Genomic DNA, 15008 nt, shown 5'->3' with positions numbered 1-15008 from the left:
CTCACGTTGACATACGCAATTATGCTAGCATACGCGCCTCTTATTTCGGAGTGGTTTTCACTCCGGGAGCCATGCGTCCGAATTCAAGGGGGAGCTCTCACAGCCTCAATCAAACATCATTCGCTGTGCAGCAAAGCCACTGAAGGCTTAGTGCATCGACTGTGACAATATGAGGTTTTTCGAGCTTGCCCAGGCTCTTCCGCGGTTTCCGTCATCATTAATACAGGTACCCTCCATGGCACAGACATCTCTGGACAAAAGCAAGATCAAGTTCCTTCTATTAGAAGGCGTGCACCAGTCCGCTCTCGACACACTGCAAGCTGCGGGTTATACCAACATTGAGTATCTTAAAACCTCGCTGCCAGCCGACGAGCTGAAAGAGCGCATCAAAGATGCCCACTTTGTTGGCATTCGCTCACGCACCCAGCTCACCGCCGACATCTTTGATGCCGCTGAAAAGCTGATTGCGGTGGGATGTTTCTGTATCGGTACCAACCAAGTCGATTTGAAAGCCGCTACCGAGCGCGGCATCGCTGTGTTCAACGCGCCTTACTCGAACACGCGTTCAGTTGCCGAACTGAGCCTGGCTGAAATGATCATGCTGATGCGCGGCATTCCAGAGAAAAATGCCAGCTGCCATCGCGGCGGCTGGATGAAGTCCGCCGCGGACTCCTATGAAATTCGCGGCAAAAAGCTGGGCATTGTTGGCTACGGCAGCATCGGCACCCAGCTGTCGGTGATGGCCGAAGGCTTGGGTATGGAAGTGTACTTCTATGATGTTGTCACCAAGTTGCCAATCGGTAACGCCAAGCAAGTCGGTAGCCTGCAAGAGCTGTTGAACATCGCTGATGTTGTCTCCCTGCACGTACCAGAAACTGCAGCCACCAAGTGGATGATGGGGCCAGAGCAATTTGCCCAGATGAAGCAAGGCGCCATCTTGCTGAATGCCTCGCGCGGCACCGTGGTGGACATCGACGCGTTAGCGGATGCCATTCGCAGCAAAAAACTGCTCGGTGCGGCCATTGACGTGTTCCCGGTTGAGCCACGCTCGAATGATGAAGAGTTTGTCACTCCATTGCGCGAGTTCGACAATGTCATTCTGACACCGCACGTCGGCGGCTCAACACTGGAAGCTCAGGAAAACATCGGCCGTGAAGTGGGTGAAAAATTGTCTACCTACAGCGATAACGGTACGACCACTTCGTCGGTTAACTTCCCAGAGGTGGCCCTGCCTGCTAACCCAGACGTGCACCGTATTTTGCACATCCACAAAAACGTGCCGGGTGTGATGAACGCCATCAACCAGATTTTCGCTGACAACAACATCAACATTTGCGGCCAGTACCTGCAAACCGTTGAAGAAGTCGGCTATGTGGTGATTGATGTCGCTGCCGATGTCAGCGATCTGGCGCTGGAGAAAATCAAGCAAGTAGAAGGCACTATTCGTGCCCGCGTACTCTACTGATTGATGGATGGACACAAAAAAAGCAGGCTCAGCCTGCTTTTTTTGTGTCTGCCAGATTTAGTCGAGGCGCATTTCAATGCCCGCTGCGGCCATGTGCTCTTTGGCCTGCATCACGGTGTATTCACCAAAGTGAAAGATACTCGCCGCCAACACCGCATCGGCGCCGCCCTGCTGTACCCCTTCGACCAAATGATCCAGGTTGCCCACACCGCCAGACGCAATTACCGGAATACTGACGGCATCACTGATGGCCCGGGTCACACCCAGATCAAAGCCAGTTTTCACACCGTCGCGATCCATGCTGGTGAGCAGAATTTCACCCGCCCCCAACTGCGCCATCTTTTGCGCCCACTCAACGGCATCAATCCCCGTCGGCTTGCGCCCACCGTGGGTGAAAATCTCCCATTTGTGCTCGCCGACTTGCTTGGCATCGATGGCCACCACAATGCACTGCGCACCGAACTTATCCGACGCTTGCTGCACCAGCTCAGGGTTATGCACCGCCGCTGAGTTGATCGACACTTTATCGGCACCGGCGTTGAGCATACGGCGAATATCGGCCAGCTCACGAATGCCGCCACCAACAGTCAGAGGTATAAACACCTGCTCGGCAATGGCTTCCACCATGTGTACTGTGGTTTCCCGACCTTCATGGCTGGCGGTGATATCGAGAAAGGTGATTTCATCCGCACCCTGATCGTTATAGCGCCTGGCTATTTCAACCGGGTCGCCGGCATCGCGAATGCCGACAAAGTTGACGCCTTTCACCACCCGTCCTTGATCCACGTCGAGGCAAGGAATAATGCGTTTTGCCAGCGCCATCAGACCGCTGCTCCACACAGCTCGTCGGCCACTTGCTGCGCTTCTGCGACATCCAAGGTGCCTTCATAAATGGCGCGGCCGGTAATGGCGCCCATAACACCACGACCCGCCACCGCGGCTAACTGGCGAATGTCATCCATATTGGTCACGCCACCCGAAGCGATCACAGGAATACCGCCTTCTTCAGCCAACTGTACCGTGGCTTCAATGTTGACGCCCTGCATCATGCCGTCACGGGCAATGTCGGTGTAAACAATCGACATCACGCCGTCGTCTTTAAACTGCTTAGCCAGCTCAACCGCTTTTACCTCAGACACTTCGGCCCAACCATCGGTAGCGACGAAGCCATCTTTGGCATCCAGGCCAACAATAATCGCACCCGGGAAAGCGCGGCAGGCCTCAGCGACAAACTGCGGTTCTTTCACCGCCTTGGTGCCAATAATGACCTGACTAACGCCGGCTTTAATGTAGTGTTCAATGGTCTCCAGCGAGCGAATGCCACCGCCAATTTGAATCGGTAACTCAGGGTAGGCCTTGGCAATGGCAGTGACCGCATCGCCATTCACCGGCTCGCCAGCAAACGCGCCGTTTAAATCGACCAAATGCAGACGGCGACAGCCGGCATCAACCCAACGCTTAGCCATATCAACGGGTTGATCACCAAACACGGTCGAATCTTCCATACGCCCTTGGCGCAGGCGCACACACTGGCCATCTTTCAAATCAATGGCGGGAATCACCAACATAACGCTTACCTCTCTACAGAGCCTGATGGCGGCTTTACGCCTGACCATCCCAGGCGAGGAAATTTTTCAGCAACGCCAGGCCGGCGTTGTGGCTTTTTTCTGGGTGGAACTGCACCGCAAACACATTGTCCTGAGCCAGCGCCGCATCGAAGCTGACGCCATAGTGGCAACGTCCCATCACCTGCTGGGGGTCGCCGGCCTCAACATAGTAGGAGTGAACAAAATAGAAGCGGCTGTTATCGGCAATGCCGTGCCATAAAGGGTGCGCTTCTTGCTGCACCTGATTCCAACCCATGTGCGGCACTTTTAGCTGCTGTTGCTGCACCTCTGGCTGTTCGGCAAAAAACTTTACCTCACCGGCAAATAGCCCCATGCCCTCAACACCGCCATTTTCCGCGCTGTGCTGTAACATGGATTGCAAGCCAACACAGATACCCAGCAAGGGTTTGCTGCGACGCACCTCTTCAACGACTTGATCGATGCCCTGCGCCCGCATCTCTGCCATGCAATCGCGAATGGCCCCCACGCCAGGCAGCACCACGTGATCAGCGCTTAATATTTGCTCTGGATCACGGGTGACTAACACCTCGGTATCGGGAGCAACATGCTGCAGTGCTCCGTGGGCGGAGTGCAAATTGCCCATGCCATAATCAATTACGGCGCATCGCTTGCTCATTACTGCCATGGTGCTTCCTTACAATGAGCCTTTGGTAGAGGGAGTCACCCCCGCCATGCGCGGATCCAGCTCAACGGCCATGCGCAGAGCACGGCCAAAGGCTTTGAAAATGGTTTCCGCCTGATGGTGGGCGTTAAAGCCCTTGAGGTTATCAATGTGCAAAGTGACATTGGCGTGATTCACAAAGCCTTGGAAAAACTCCCAGAACAACTGGGTGTCGAAGCGGCCAATATTGCCGCGAGTGAACTCCACTTTCATATCTAGGCCCGGGCGGCCAGAGAAGTCGATCACCACCCGTGACAGCGCCTCATCTAATGGCACGTAGGAATGGCCATAGCGCACAATACCTTTTTTATCGCCAATAGCCTGGGCAAAGGCCTGGCCTAAGGTAATGCCAATGTCTTCCACCGTATGATGGTCATCAATGTGGGTATCACCATCGCAATGAATATCGAGATCAATCAGGCCATGGCGGGCAATCTGATCGAGCATATGCTCCAGAAAAGGCACCCCCGTATTGAACTGAGCCTTGCCGGTACCGTCCAGATTAATGCTGACGCGAATCTGGGTTTCGAGCGTGTTGCGCTCAACCGTTGCGCTGCGTGCCATGAAACTGCTCCGATCTCTCGCAAAAAAGTAGGAAAGGCATTATAAAGCAACGCGCCAAAGAAAGTAGACGAGCAGCCATATCCATCGTCAAAAACACAGGAGACCTTCGTGCCAGTACGTTTAGAGCACATCACCCAGCCCACTGAGCAAGACTGGATAGACTTGGGCAAGATTCACCAAGATACCCAGCCGCAAGGCCTTAAACTCAGCACAGAAGAGCTGCATCAGTGGCTGCAACAACCGCATCAATGGCTCATTGCCGGCCGTTTTAACGACCGCATTGTTGGCTGCCTGTTAGCGCAGCAAAGCGAGGGACAAGTCACGCTGAGCCAAGCCGCCGTGCGCACCGTAACGCAGCGCCGCGGTGTCATGCATCAACTGCTACATCACGTCGTGAAGTGGGCCGATGAAGAGCAACTCAGCCTGTTGTTTACCGAGGTTCCGGCAGAGTTGAGCGAGCCATTAAAGCGACGTGGTATTGCACTAATTGACGATAGCTATCAATACAATAGTCTAAACAAAAGCTGAACTGTTCCACTTAAAGAACAGGTAATTTGCGTAAATCTGACTACTCTGATGACCTATAGGCGTCCATACTGCCCCACATATTCATTCAACCAGAGGTCAGATTATGCGTATTGCCATGCAATCAGCGGCTTCGTTTATCGTGGTGACCGCCATGCTGCTGGCGGCCAACTTTGCCAGCGCGCAACAGCCGCCCGAGCAAGTCGTGCAATCTGCCACTCAAGGCATCATTGACGAGCTGAAGCGCTTGCCGGTGGAAGATCGCACCGAAGAGCAAGTGCGCCATCTGGTGATGACCTACATCACTCCCGCTATCGACCAACAACGCATCGCCATGGGCGCTTTAGGTAAGCATTGGCGCCGCGCCGATAACCAACAGCGTGAACGCTTTATTGAACTGTTCCGCGACCTGCAAATTCGTACCTATGCCGGCGCCTTTAAATCCTTTAGCGGTGAGCAGATTACCCTGGCTCAGACCCGCTTTAATCAGCGCGGTGATCGTGCCTTAGTCAAAGGGCAGCTGGTGCAGAGCAACGGCCAGAATATTCCGCTGGATTTTCGTTTGTACCAAACTCGTGACAATCAATGGCGAGTCTATGATGCCGTAGTGGCTGGCCTAAGCATGGTGAAGACCTACCGCAGCCAGCTCTCTGAACAACTGCAGTCCATGTCCATGGACGAGTTATTGGCACAAATGGAGCAACAGGCTCCCTCTGCACAGCAAGCCCAGCGCTGATCTCTATTTCCTAGTCTCTTCCTCATTGCCGGCCTTTGTGCCGGCTTTTTTGTTTTCACTGCCGCGCCAAACTCAGCTGCTATTCTTAATGGATCACTTTACTCTGACCATCACTGGGCTGGCACAAGGCGAGGTTATCTATGGGCTTAAAGAGAACATTAAAACTAGGCTTACCGCGGTATCTACGTCACTTGATAATGCAGCACTCGCTATAAGTGCCGCCAGACAGCAGCTGACTTCGCTCATTGGCCACAAAGTCGACTTCCCGCGGTATTCGATTATGCATAGCCCAGTCTATGGCTTAAGTGAGGCTATTCGCTGCCAGCCAATAAGGGCATACTGCGACTAAGCTTATGATTAGGCCAAAACGAGCATAACAGTCACATGGTGTATGTTAGCCACGAGAATTCACGTACCTACCTGAAGCGGCCACAATTGTGCTTGGTCGAATTGGTCGTTCCCGACCAATTAACTAGCGCAGAGCAAAACACTAGCCTAGCGCTGTTGTGGACACAACAACCGCTAAATCTGGCTTTCAGTTTCTACCAAGCTCAACAGCCTAGACTACTGTTACGTTCCATTTTGTTGGAACTGGCGCCGCCAATGCGGCATAAGGAGCATTGATGCACCCGTTCCGCCATCAATCGCTGCGCCGCAAACTGATTTTTATTTCATTGGTGACAACAGGCCTGACATTGCTACTGTCTAACCTCGCGTTTATGTCACTGGAGTATTACCTCACTCGTCAGGACAATCAAAACAAGCTCACGATTTTAGGCGAAGTCATTGCGAATCGTGCCACCGCAGCGCTGACCTTTGCCGATATCCAGGTGCTGCAAAACAACCTCAACACCCTCAAAGCAGACCCCAACGTTGTCCGCGGCTGTATTTTTGATAGTGACCAGCGCTTACTGGCGCATTACGAGAATCAGAAGGGCCTGAACTGCCCCATGAGCTTGCAAGCGTTGCAAGTCAATCGCGATCAGTTTTTCTCGCAGCTGTTCCCCATTCGCCTGGATGAAGAGCCCATTGGCACTTTGTATCTAGAAAGTAGCCGCGGTGCATTACTGGCACGATTCAACCAGTTTGTGACGTTTTCTATCATTATTTTGGCCATTACTGTGGTGCTCGCCATGTTACTGGCCAACCGCCTGCAAGAAGTGGTGCTCAGGCCGATGCGCGAGCTGAGCAATACGCTCAGCAATATCGTCAGCCGCAAGGATTATTCCATTCGTGCACAAAAGACCAATGCCGATGAACTGGGTGACTTGGTCGATTTATTCAATGGCCTGCTGCGCACCATTGAGGCCGAAAACCAGTCGCTAAAAACCAGTGAAGAGCGCTTCCGTAAACTTACGGCTCTGTCTCCGGTGGGCATTTTCCAGATTGACCCAAACCAGCAGCTCACCTATGTAAACCAGCGCTGGTGCGATATTCACATGGTGTCAGAGCAGGACCTCAGCCTACAAAACTGGTTTGAGCGCATTCATCCCAAAGACTTGCCGCTGCTAAAGCAACGCTGGAACCGACTGATTTGCGAGCAAGAAAGCATCGCCCAAGAGCTGCGCTTAAGTCGCCGCGACGGCAGCCACACTTGGATTCACCTGCTAGCCAGCCCATTGCACAACAGCTCAGGTGAGCTGTTGGGCTTCTTAGGCGCCATTTCAGACATTTCCGAGCTTAAAGCCGCTCAGATTCAAATGGAAAATCTGGCCTTTTACGACCCTCTGACCGGCCTGGCTAACCGTCGCTTGTTTAAAAATCGGTTGGAGAAATCGGTTAAAAGTGTGCTGCGCTCGGGCAACTCTATGGCGCTGATGTTTCTCGATATGGATCAGTTCAAACGCATCAACGATACCTTAGGCCACGATGCCGGCGATATTTTGCTCAAAGAGGTCGCCAGTCGGCTGACAGCCACCGTGCGTGAAAACGACACCGTCTCGCGCATCGGCGGTGATGAGTTCACCATTTTGCTCACCGACATTCACCATACGTCAGACGTTTTGGTGGTCGCGGAAAAACTGCTGCAAGCACTGGCTCGCCCGATTCGAATCAAAGGTCAGGACATCATCACCACGGTCAGCATTGGCATCACCATGACGCCAGAAGACTCAACCGATGCTAATACACTGATGAAAAACGCCGATTTGGCCATGTATCGCGCCAAAGAAATGGGGCGCAATAACTTCCAGTTTTTCTCTGAGGATATGAATCACAATATCTTGGAGCATCTGGCGCTAGAGAAAGAAATCAAAGAAGCCATCGAACGCCAGCAGTTTACACTGCTGTTCCAGCCCAAAGTCAGCATGCTCGATTACTCCGTGACTGGCGTAGAGACCCTGATTCGCTGGGACCATCCGGAAAAAGGCATCATCACGCCTGGACGCTTTATCCCGGTGGCAGAAGAAACCGGGCAAATTCTTGAAATCGGCGCCTGGGTATTAGAGCAAAGCTGCCGTCAGGTAAGCTCACTGATTCGTGACAACATATTGCCAGCCACCGCCAAAGTGGCGGTGAACCTATCAGCCAAGCAGTTTGCCGACCCCAAACTGGTTGAGCACATTGGCAATGTACTGCAAGCCACCCAGATACCGCCGGCATGCTTGGAGCTAGAAATCACCGAAAGCACCTTGATGGACGACGTCGAAGCCGCCATTGGCACCATGCAGGAAATCAAAAAAACCGGCGTATCCATTGCCATTGATGATTTTGGTACCGGCTATTCATCGCTGGCCTACATCAAACGCTTCCCCATTGACGTATTGAAGGTCGACCGCTCATTTGTCATGGACATTCCCGACGACCCCAACGACATGGCCATTACCGCAGCCGTGATTGCTATGGCGCACAAACTCAGTCTGGACGTGGTCGCGGAGGGAGTTGAAACCCAGGCGCAACTGGATTTTCTGCGCAGCAACAACTGCGACGAGGGCCAGGGCTATTTGTTCAGCCGGCCGTTGTCACTCGGTCAGCTGCATCAGTTTATGCAGGAAACTCGCGAGCACCGCAGCAGCGCTTACCATATCTAAGGCCCGCTCTGGGTCACCAGAGGATTTCAAATCAAAAAGCCAGAAGGGCTGGCCATTTGCTGCCATGCTCTGAAAGCCAGCTGCACTCGCACAGAGCTGTGCAGAATTATTCAGAGGTGCCCTTGCGATTTATAGCGTTTTTTCTAGGCGCGGCTGTGCTTATACTGCGCGCCAGATTCATCACCTCTGAAGCACCATAGCAACGTGACTTTTTCTTTTAGCGATACAGTGCTCGGCTGGTATCACCAGCATGGGCGCAAGCACTTGCCCTGGCAGCAAGACATCACGCCTTATCGGGTCTGGGTGTCAGAAATCATGCTGCAACAAACTCAAGTCAGCACCGTCATTGCCTACTACGAGCGCTTTATGCAGCGCTTTCCGGATGTGTTTGCTCTGGCCAAAGCAGAGCAGGATGAGGTGTTACACCTGTGGACTGGGCTGGGCTATTACGCTCGCGGTCGCAACCTGCATGCCTGCGCAAAGGCGGTAGTTAACCAATACGACGGCCACTTTCCCGAAGACTTAGATGCGCTGGAGCAGCTACCGGGCATTGGTCGCTCCACGGCTGCTGCCATTGCCTCCATCAGTATGGGCATGCGTGCCGCGATTATGGATGGCAACGTCAAACGTGTTTTAACCCGTTTTTACGCCATAGAAGGCTGGCCCGGGCAAACCGCCATCAACAAACAGCTGTGGCAGCTGGCCGAGTCACTCGCTCCCGAGCACAGCTTTCGCGAGTACACACAAGGGATGATGGACCTAGGTGCGACACTGTGTACGCGCAGTAAACCCGCCTGTGGCATCTGTCCGCTGCAGCCCCAGTGTGCAGGCTATGCCAGTGGCAACCCTACTCAGTTCCCCAACCCAAAACCTAAAAAAGAGAAACCGGAAAAACACACCATCATGCTGATGATCGAAAATTCGGCCGGCGAGCGCTGGCTGTATCAGCGCCCTCAACAGGGTTTATGGGGCGGACTGTGGAGCTTTCCAGAAGTGGCCGATGAACAAGAAGCGTTGGCATGGCTACGCCAGAACTTAGGCTTAGAACCTAGGGAAATGAACTGGCTGCCGACCTTTCGCCATACCTTTAGCCACTATCATTTACATATACAGCCGCTGCATGTGCGCTTTAATGGCGGCGCACAGACAGTGCAGCAAGGTCAAGGGCATTGGTACAATCCCACCAAGCCATCCGAGCTGGGGCTAGCGGCCCCAGTCAAAAAACTATTGAGGAGCCAGCTATGAGTCGCACAGTTTTCTGCAAAAAATATCAACAGGAACTGCCGGGGCTGGCGCAGCCCCCCATTCCCGGCCCAGCCGGAGAAGATATTTACCAGCAGGTGTCACAACAGGCCTGGGATGAATGGACCGCCCACCAGACGCGCTTAATCAATGAAAAGCACCTCAATATGATGGACCCAGAGGCACGTAAATATTTGACCGAACAGCGGCGCAAATTCTTCGCTAACGAGGACGTTGATCAAGCTGAAGGCTATGTTCCTGAAAATAAAGAAAATTAATTCAGATATTTTGTTGACACAGTGGCGCTCTCAGGTTTTAATACGCGCCACTTGATGAGCAACGCCAGTTGCCCATCAGATTGCCCGGATAGCTCAGTTGGTAGAGCAGAGGATTGAAAATCCTCGTGTCGGTGGTTCGATTCCGCCTCCGGGCACCACTCAAACTTCTTGCTAGCCAGTATTTTGTTTTTGCTGCGCATCTTAATTTTAAATCTAATATTTCTTAGTCAATTTTCTTTAGCCCAAGATGCTGAAGTTGATCGTATTGTGCGCGTCTATGACGGCGATACCATCACCGTCGACATTGCCTCTTGGCCAGATATTATCGGCAAAGCGATCAGCGTACGCGTGCGCGGCATTGATACGCCAGAAATTCGTGGAAAATGCGAAGCTGAAAAGATAAAAGCCCGCGCGGCACGTGATTTTGTGCGCCAAACCTTAGCGACCGATCAACGCATTCAGCTGCGCAACCTAGAGCGCGGAAAGTACTTTCGCCTAGTAGCCGATGTCTGGGTCGGCGATGACAACCTTGCCGACTTACTGTTACTGCAGCAAATGGCAAGACCTTACGACGGCGGCCAACGCCAACCCTGGTGCTAACAAGGCATTAGCATCACGCCAGCGACAACCGCATAAACACCCGCTATAGCCCGAGGTCGTAAACCACCACCAAAGGTTCCGGCAGCTCCAGCCCCACCGGCAAATACCCTACCGCACCTGGCTTTTGCAACAGCTGCTGCACCAACTCCTCAGCGTCCTGCACTTCAGGCGGCGGCTTTAAACGGCCGGTAAAGCGCATTTGCGCCCAGTAAGACTGCACGCGCGCCTCAGACAAACCGATTACACGGGTATTAAAAACGGTGCGCAGATGATTCCCAGGCCGTAAAGCCAACGGCGTTAAATCTTGCCCTAACGACGCGCCCATGTAGAGATTGCGCACCTGTTCACGACTGAGCTTTACAGGCTCTTTGATGTTGGCCACGACAACCAACCCCTCGGCCTGAACACCGAGCGAAAGACCCAGCAAGATACCAATAAGACTGTGAATCAGCTTGAAGTGTCGCATCAGAAAATCCACTCCCAGCCGAGTTGATACAAGATGGCCGAATGCTCGTCTGCGTCATAGTCTGGATCGTAAAGCCCCTGCTCAGAAGTTGAGAAAAAACCGCTGCGCGGCGAAGTTTCTTGCAGCCAAGCCAGCTCTGCCTTGAGCGCCATATTCAAGCGAAAATCCCAGCGCGCACCAATTTTGTAACTGTCCAGGCTGCCATCAGGAATGCGCTCAAGCAATTGATAGTACCCCGCTGCCAAGGGATATATCGGATTAGCAGGTTGAGCAAGCAAGGGACGCAACTCCGACTCTGCCTCGATATTGCCGTAAGCACTGGCAGCATAGGTTGCATGCACACTGAACTCACCAACATACATACCTGCCATCAAGTAGTATCCGGTTAACTCTGGCGTCAACGCGAACTCTGTGCTGGTTTGCACCCATTCGGCCTCGGCAAAATAACGCAGACTTTCGTAGCTCAAAGCCGTTTGCAGCACATTGATATTGCCACGCGAGTCGAGGCTACCAGCGCTGCGCTGAAAACCTGCTTGTGCCAAGCCCTGGCTTAATGCGTCCAACTCAGGCAAATCTGTGATGTTATCGCCTTGGTGATATGACACCCTCAGACTGGTATTCTGACGGCGTAAATTGAGCACCACGCCGCGCAAATCATTTACTTTCGCATCCACATCAACCCGGCTACCTGAAATATAAATGTCGCCGTCAAAACTGCCGTAGTAACCTTCAGCACTCAGTGCTAGCTGCGGCCATGTGTATTGATAGCTGGCGCTGCCGCCCGTAAAAGTTGAAAACAAATAATTGTTATAAACCTGTGAAGGAGCACTAATCCAAGCGTAGGTATAACCAACGTCAATACCGTCACTGTAGCGAAAGAATGGCGTACGCAGCTTGCCGGCCCGAAATTGCCAAGCGTTAGAAGGTCGATAGGCCAAATACGCCCACTCTACTCCTGACTTGCGCTGATCACTGCTATGAGCCAACAGCTGCCCCGTCACCGACAGCTGTGGCGATACAGAATAACTGGGCTGCAGCGCCAACAGGGTTTGCTGATCCGCAGCGACAGAGTCTTCATAACCTTCATAGGATTGCTCAGCATGGTCCAAATAGCCGGTGACCACCCGAGCAAAGCCAGAAACTTCAAACCTATCAGTCACCTCCAGCGCCATGAGCGCTGTCGGCATCCCCGCCAGAATGACGATTTGAGCAGCCTGCCTGATCACAACACTCTCCAATAACTTGCGCCGCTAGTATTTACTATATGCCAGCACTGGCAGCAGCTAAGGCATTGTCACGAAGGACAGCTCTCATTCACCCACAGCTGAACTAGACTTTGATGATTGAATAACAACCACCACGGAGACTTCTATGGGCATCAGGAGCATGCGCACAGCCATCATGCTGCTGGCTCTGATCTCCATGATCACCATTGCAGTGGCGGTGTTTTTCCTCGCCATCAATGAACACCGCCATCTCTACCAACGCTACGCCGAGGCTGATCTAAACGCCCTGTCAGATAATATGGCCAACGAGTTACTGCCATTGATCGCACAGCAGCAGCACTTCTTTCAACTCAAAACCTTTCTGCTAAAACTCGACCCTTATGCTCACACGGAAGGGGCGGCGATCTATAACCCTGAGTGGCAATTACTTGAAAGCTACTACGGCCAGCGTCAGCAAAACCTCAGCGAACAACAACGCCTCAACTTCAGCCACTGGACGCGCAGAAAGACGGGGGTTTTCCATCGTGATGGCTATCTGATCGCCGTTAAACCCATTGGTGACCCCAGCCTACTGCTGGGCTACCTAGTGATCATCCGTGACCTCACGGAGCCTTTGAATAACAGCACTCGCAATCTCAGCCTTCAGGTTCTCCCTGCAGCAACAGCGTCCATTCTCTTAATCATGCTGGTGTTTTACGCCTTTGGTAATACTTGGCTACGGCCACTGAATCGCCTCTCCAACATGGCTAAAACCGTTCAAAAAACGAAGGACTACGACATTCAAATACCCGTTAGCGGGCAATTTGAAGTGGCTTCATTAACGCGTGACCTCAACGATATGCTGGCAGTCATTCGCCAAGAGCACGAAGTCAACAACCAGTATGTCACCCTGTTGGAACAACAAAGCGAAGAAATGTCTCATCTGGCCAACTATGACCACCTCACAGGGCTGGTAAATCGCCAAAATTTTCGCCGGCAGTTACAGCAACAACTCAAAACGGCCGATGAACAACCACTCGCGCTCATGTTTGTTGATCTGGATGGGTTTAAGTTGGTTAACGACTCGCTCGGGCACGAGATTGGCGATCAACTGCTAAGCGATGCCGCCGTACGGCTACAAAACCTGATCCAACATCGTGGGTTAGTCTGCCGCCATGGCGGTGATGAATTTCTGCTACTGGTCAGAGAATATGACAACAGCGAAGAACTAGCACAGCTAGCCAACTTAGTGATTGATGCACTCACACAGAAATTCGCCGTCGATTCTTGGGAGATTCGTGTCAGTGCCAGCATAGGCATTACCGAAGCCAACAGCGCAGATATCGCAGCCAATGAATTAATTCGCAATGCCGACATCGCCATGTACGAAGCCAAAAGCACAGGTAAGTCGCGCTATAGCTTCTTCTGCCACGAGATGATGACCGACCATCAACGCCGCCTAGAAATCGCCAGTTACATTGACTACGCGCTAGAACACCAAGAATTTACCATCGCCTACCAACCCAAAGTTCTAGCCAGTGGCCAACCCGTTGGCGCAGAGGCCTTGATTCGCTGGTACAGCGCTGAACTTGGATTTATTTCACCGGCCGAGTTTATTCCCATCGCAGAACAGGCCGGCAAAATTACCCAACTAACACAATGGGTCATCAACCGGGTTTGCCAAGACCTCAGCGACACACTGATTCCAGCAGGCTTTAAACATTCTATTGGCATCAACTTATCGGCTACCGACCTCAAAAAATACCATTTATTGGGGTGCATTAAAGGAGCCATCCAGAAATTCGGCATTACGCCACAGCGACTTGAATTTGAAGTGACAGAGCACTCTTACCTCGACGACTTTTCTGCCGCCAATCACTTCTTATCAGAGCTCAGTAAGATGGGAATTCGCATCGCTCTGGACGACTTTGGTACCGGCTACTCATCACTGAGCTATTTGAATCGCATTCCAATCGACACGTTAAAAATCGACAAGCAGTTTGTGGATTGCATCGGCCACTCCACTCAAGATGACGCTCTCATTATTACCATCATTGAAATGGGCAGGCGCTTGGGTTTAAACCTCTGTGCCGAAGGTGTTGAAAACAAAGAGCAGCTCGATTTTTTACGCCACAATGGCTGCCATATGATTCAGGGCTACTATTTTGCCAAACCCATGCCACTCGCGGATTTTTGCGAGTTTTTACAGCAAGCCAGCAAAAAAGAAGATTCGACAAGCAAACAGCGCTTTTTTAAGCCTTTGCCTTAAGCAGCAGGCACAAAAAAAGCCGGACATTGTCCGGCTTTTTTGCTAGCTACTAGATTACTGCTCGGGCTATCCATGCCCTCACCCTTCCTTACGTCAGGGCCAACCTCCGGTGGTCGAAATCTGCTCCAAGCAGATTACTGCTCGGGCTATCCATGCCCTCACCCTTCCTTACGTCAGGGCCAACCTCTGGTAGTCATAATCTGATCCAGTCAGATTATTGCTCGGGCTATCCATGCCCTCACCCTTCCTTACGTCAGGGCCAACCTTCGGTGGTCGAAATCTGCTCCAAGCAGATTACTCAATAATCTTAGCAACAACACCAGCACCAACGGTACGGCCA

At 52.4% G+C, this 15008-nt stretch carries 14 protein-coding genes and 1 tRNA gene; 9 read left to right on the top strand and 6 right to left on the bottom strand.

The window, feature by feature from the left end:
* Window positions 1-235: 235 nt before the first annotated feature.
* Window positions 236-1465: a phosphoglycerate dehydrogenase gene (gene serA, locus IE090_RS03245; protein WP_189386920.1), complete on the top strand. Its 1230-nt coding sequence runs from the start codon at window positions 236-238 to the stop codon at window positions 1463-1465.
* 57 nt (window positions 1466-1522) lie between these two features.
* Here serA and hisF read toward each other — a convergent pair whose 3' ends face one another.
* The 4 genes from hisF to hisB are packed head-to-tail and all read right to left on the bottom strand — an operon-like array spanning window position 1523 to window position 4318.
* Window positions 1523-2287, bottom strand: coding sequence for an imidazole glycerol phosphate synthase subunit HisF (gene hisF, locus IE090_RS03240; protein WP_189386919.1), 765 nt, complete (start codon window positions 2285-2287; stop codon window positions 1523-1525).
* Window positions 2287-3033, bottom strand: coding sequence for a 1-(5-phosphoribosyl)-5-[(5-phosphoribosylamino)methylideneamino]imidazole-4-carboxamide isomerase (gene hisA, locus IE090_RS03235; RefSeq protein ID WP_189386918.1), 747 nt, complete (start codon window positions 3031-3033; stop codon window positions 2287-2289). Before hisA ends, hisF begins: the two co-directional genes overlap by 1 nt.
* A 34-nt stretch (window positions 3034-3067) precedes the next feature.
* On the bottom strand, window positions 3068-3709 hold the full coding sequence (gene hisH, locus IE090_RS03230) for an imidazole glycerol phosphate synthase subunit HisH (RefSeq protein WP_189387400.1): 642 nt from the start codon (window positions 3707-3709) through the stop codon (window positions 3068-3070).
* An 18-nt stretch (window positions 3710-3727) separates the two neighbouring features.
* On the bottom strand, window positions 3728-4318 hold the full coding sequence (hisB, locus tag IE090_RS03225) for an imidazoleglycerol-phosphate dehydratase HisB (RefSeq protein WP_189386917.1): 591 nt from the start codon (window positions 4316-4318) through the stop codon (window positions 3728-3730).
* A 108-nt stretch (window positions 4319-4426) separates the two neighbouring features.
* Between hisB and IE090_RS03220 the strand changes: the two genes are divergently transcribed.
* The 7 genes from IE090_RS03220 to IE090_RS03190 all read left to right on the top strand — a co-directional run bounded on the left by IE090_RS03220 (window position 4427) and on the right by IE090_RS03190 (window position 10728).
* Complete coding sequence (locus tag IE090_RS03220) at window positions 4427-4846, top strand: acetyl-CoA sensor PanZ family protein (RefSeq protein ID WP_189386916.1); 420 nt, start codon at window positions 4427-4429, stop codon at window positions 4844-4846.
* A 103-nt stretch (window positions 4847-4949) separates the two neighbouring features.
* A complete protein-coding gene (locus IE090_RS03215; RefSeq protein ID WP_189386915.1) occupies window positions 4950-5579 on the top strand; it encodes an MlaC/ttg2D family ABC transporter substrate-binding protein in 630 nt (209 codons plus the stop codon).
* Window positions 5580-6202: 623 nt separating this feature from the next.
* Window positions 6203-8608 carry a bifunctional diguanylate cyclase/phosphodiesterase gene (locus tag IE090_RS03210; RefSeq protein ID WP_189386914.1) on the top strand — a complete coding sequence of 802 codons (2406 nt, stop codon included), beginning with the start codon at window positions 6203-6205 and terminating at the stop codon, window positions 8606-8608.
* Window positions 8609-8812: 204 nt separating this feature from the next.
* Window positions 8813-9853 (top strand): A/G-specific adenine glycosylase, encoded by a 1041-nt coding sequence (gene mutY / locus IE090_RS03205; protein WP_229815437.1) that lies wholly within the window; start codon window positions 8813-8815, stop codon window positions 9851-9853.
* Window positions 9850-10128, top strand: a complete 279-nt coding sequence (locus IE090_RS03200; protein WP_189386913.1) for an oxidative damage protection protein — start codon at window positions 9850-9852, stop codon at window positions 10126-10128. Before mutY ends, IE090_RS03200 begins: the two co-directional genes overlap by 4 nt.
* A gap of 82 nt (window positions 10129-10210) precedes the next feature.
* Window positions 10211-10286: transfer RNA gene (locus IE090_RS03195), tRNA-Phe, on the top strand.
* 10 nt (window positions 10287-10296) lie between these two features.
* Window positions 10297-10728: a thermonuclease family protein gene (locus tag IE090_RS03190; protein WP_229815435.1), complete on the top strand. Its 432-nt coding sequence runs from the start codon at window positions 10297-10299 to the stop codon at window positions 10726-10728.
* 43 nt (window positions 10729-10771) lie between these two features.
* Here IE090_RS03190 and IE090_RS03185 read toward each other — a convergent pair whose 3' ends face one another.
* Together IE090_RS03185 and IE090_RS03180 are read right to left on the bottom strand one after the other, a co-directional pair.
* Complete coding sequence (locus IE090_RS03185; protein ID WP_189386911.1) at window positions 10772-11194, bottom strand: hypothetical protein; 423 nt, start codon at window positions 11192-11194, stop codon at window positions 10772-10774.
* Complete coding sequence (locus tag IE090_RS03180; RefSeq protein ID WP_189386910.1) at window positions 11194-12420, bottom strand: porin family protein; 1227 nt, start codon at window positions 12418-12420, stop codon at window positions 11194-11196. The genes IE090_RS03185 and IE090_RS03180 overlap by 1 nt, the downstream gene beginning before the upstream one ends.
* Before the next feature lie 145 nt (window positions 12421-12565).
* Here IE090_RS03180 and IE090_RS03175 point away from each other — a divergent pair, with 145 nt between their 5' ends.
* Window positions 12566-14668 (top strand): putative bifunctional diguanylate cyclase/phosphodiesterase, encoded by a 2103-nt coding sequence (locus IE090_RS03175; RefSeq protein WP_189386909.1) that lies wholly within the window; start codon window positions 12566-12568, stop codon window positions 14666-14668.
* Window positions 14669-15008 lie beyond the last annotated feature (340 nt).

Source organism: Bacterioplanes sanyensis (assembly GCF_014652515.1).
GTDB lineage: Bacteria > Pseudomonadota > Gammaproteobacteria > Pseudomonadales > Oceanobacteraceae > Bacterioplanes > Bacterioplanes sanyensis.
Note: the sequence above shows the minus strand (reverse complement) of the source record. Positions and strands in the feature narration are given on the sequence as shown.

Coding starts and splice junctions, on each gene's coding strand:
- IE090_RS03200 (WP_189386913.1), top strand. CDS start 9,850: ATGAGTCGCACAGTTTTCTGCAAAAAATATCAACAGGAACTGCCGGGG.
- serA (WP_189386920.1), top strand. CDS start 236: ATGGCACAGACATCTCTGGACAAAAGCAAGATCAAGTTCCTTCTATTA.
- hisB (WP_189386917.1), bottom strand. CDS start 4,318: ATGGCACGCAGCGCAACGGTTGAGCGCAACACGCTCGAAACCCAGATT.
- IE090_RS03215 (WP_189386915.1), top strand. CDS start 4,950: ATGCGTATTGCCATGCAATCAGCGGCTTCGTTTATCGTGGTGACCGCC.
- IE090_RS03210 (WP_189386914.1), top strand. CDS start 6,203: ATGCACCCGTTCCGCCATCAATCGCTGCGCCGCAAACTGATTTTTATT.
- hisA (WP_189386918.1), bottom strand. CDS start 3,033: ATGTTGGTGATTCCCGCCATTGATTTGAAAGATGGCCAGTGTGTGCGC.
- hisH (WP_189387400.1), bottom strand. CDS start 3,709: ATGAGCAAGCGATGCGCCGTAATTGATTATGGCATGGGCAATTTGCAC.
- IE090_RS03185 (WP_189386911.1), bottom strand. CDS start 11,194: ATGCGACACTTCAAGCTGATTCACAGTCTTATTGGTATCTTGCTGGGT.
- IE090_RS03175 (WP_189386909.1), top strand. CDS start 12,566: ATGGGCATCAGGAGCATGCGCACAGCCATCATGCTGCTGGCTCTGATC.
- hisF (WP_189386919.1), bottom strand. CDS start 2,287: ATGGCGCTGGCAAAACGCATTATTCCTTGCCTCGACGTGGATCAAGGA.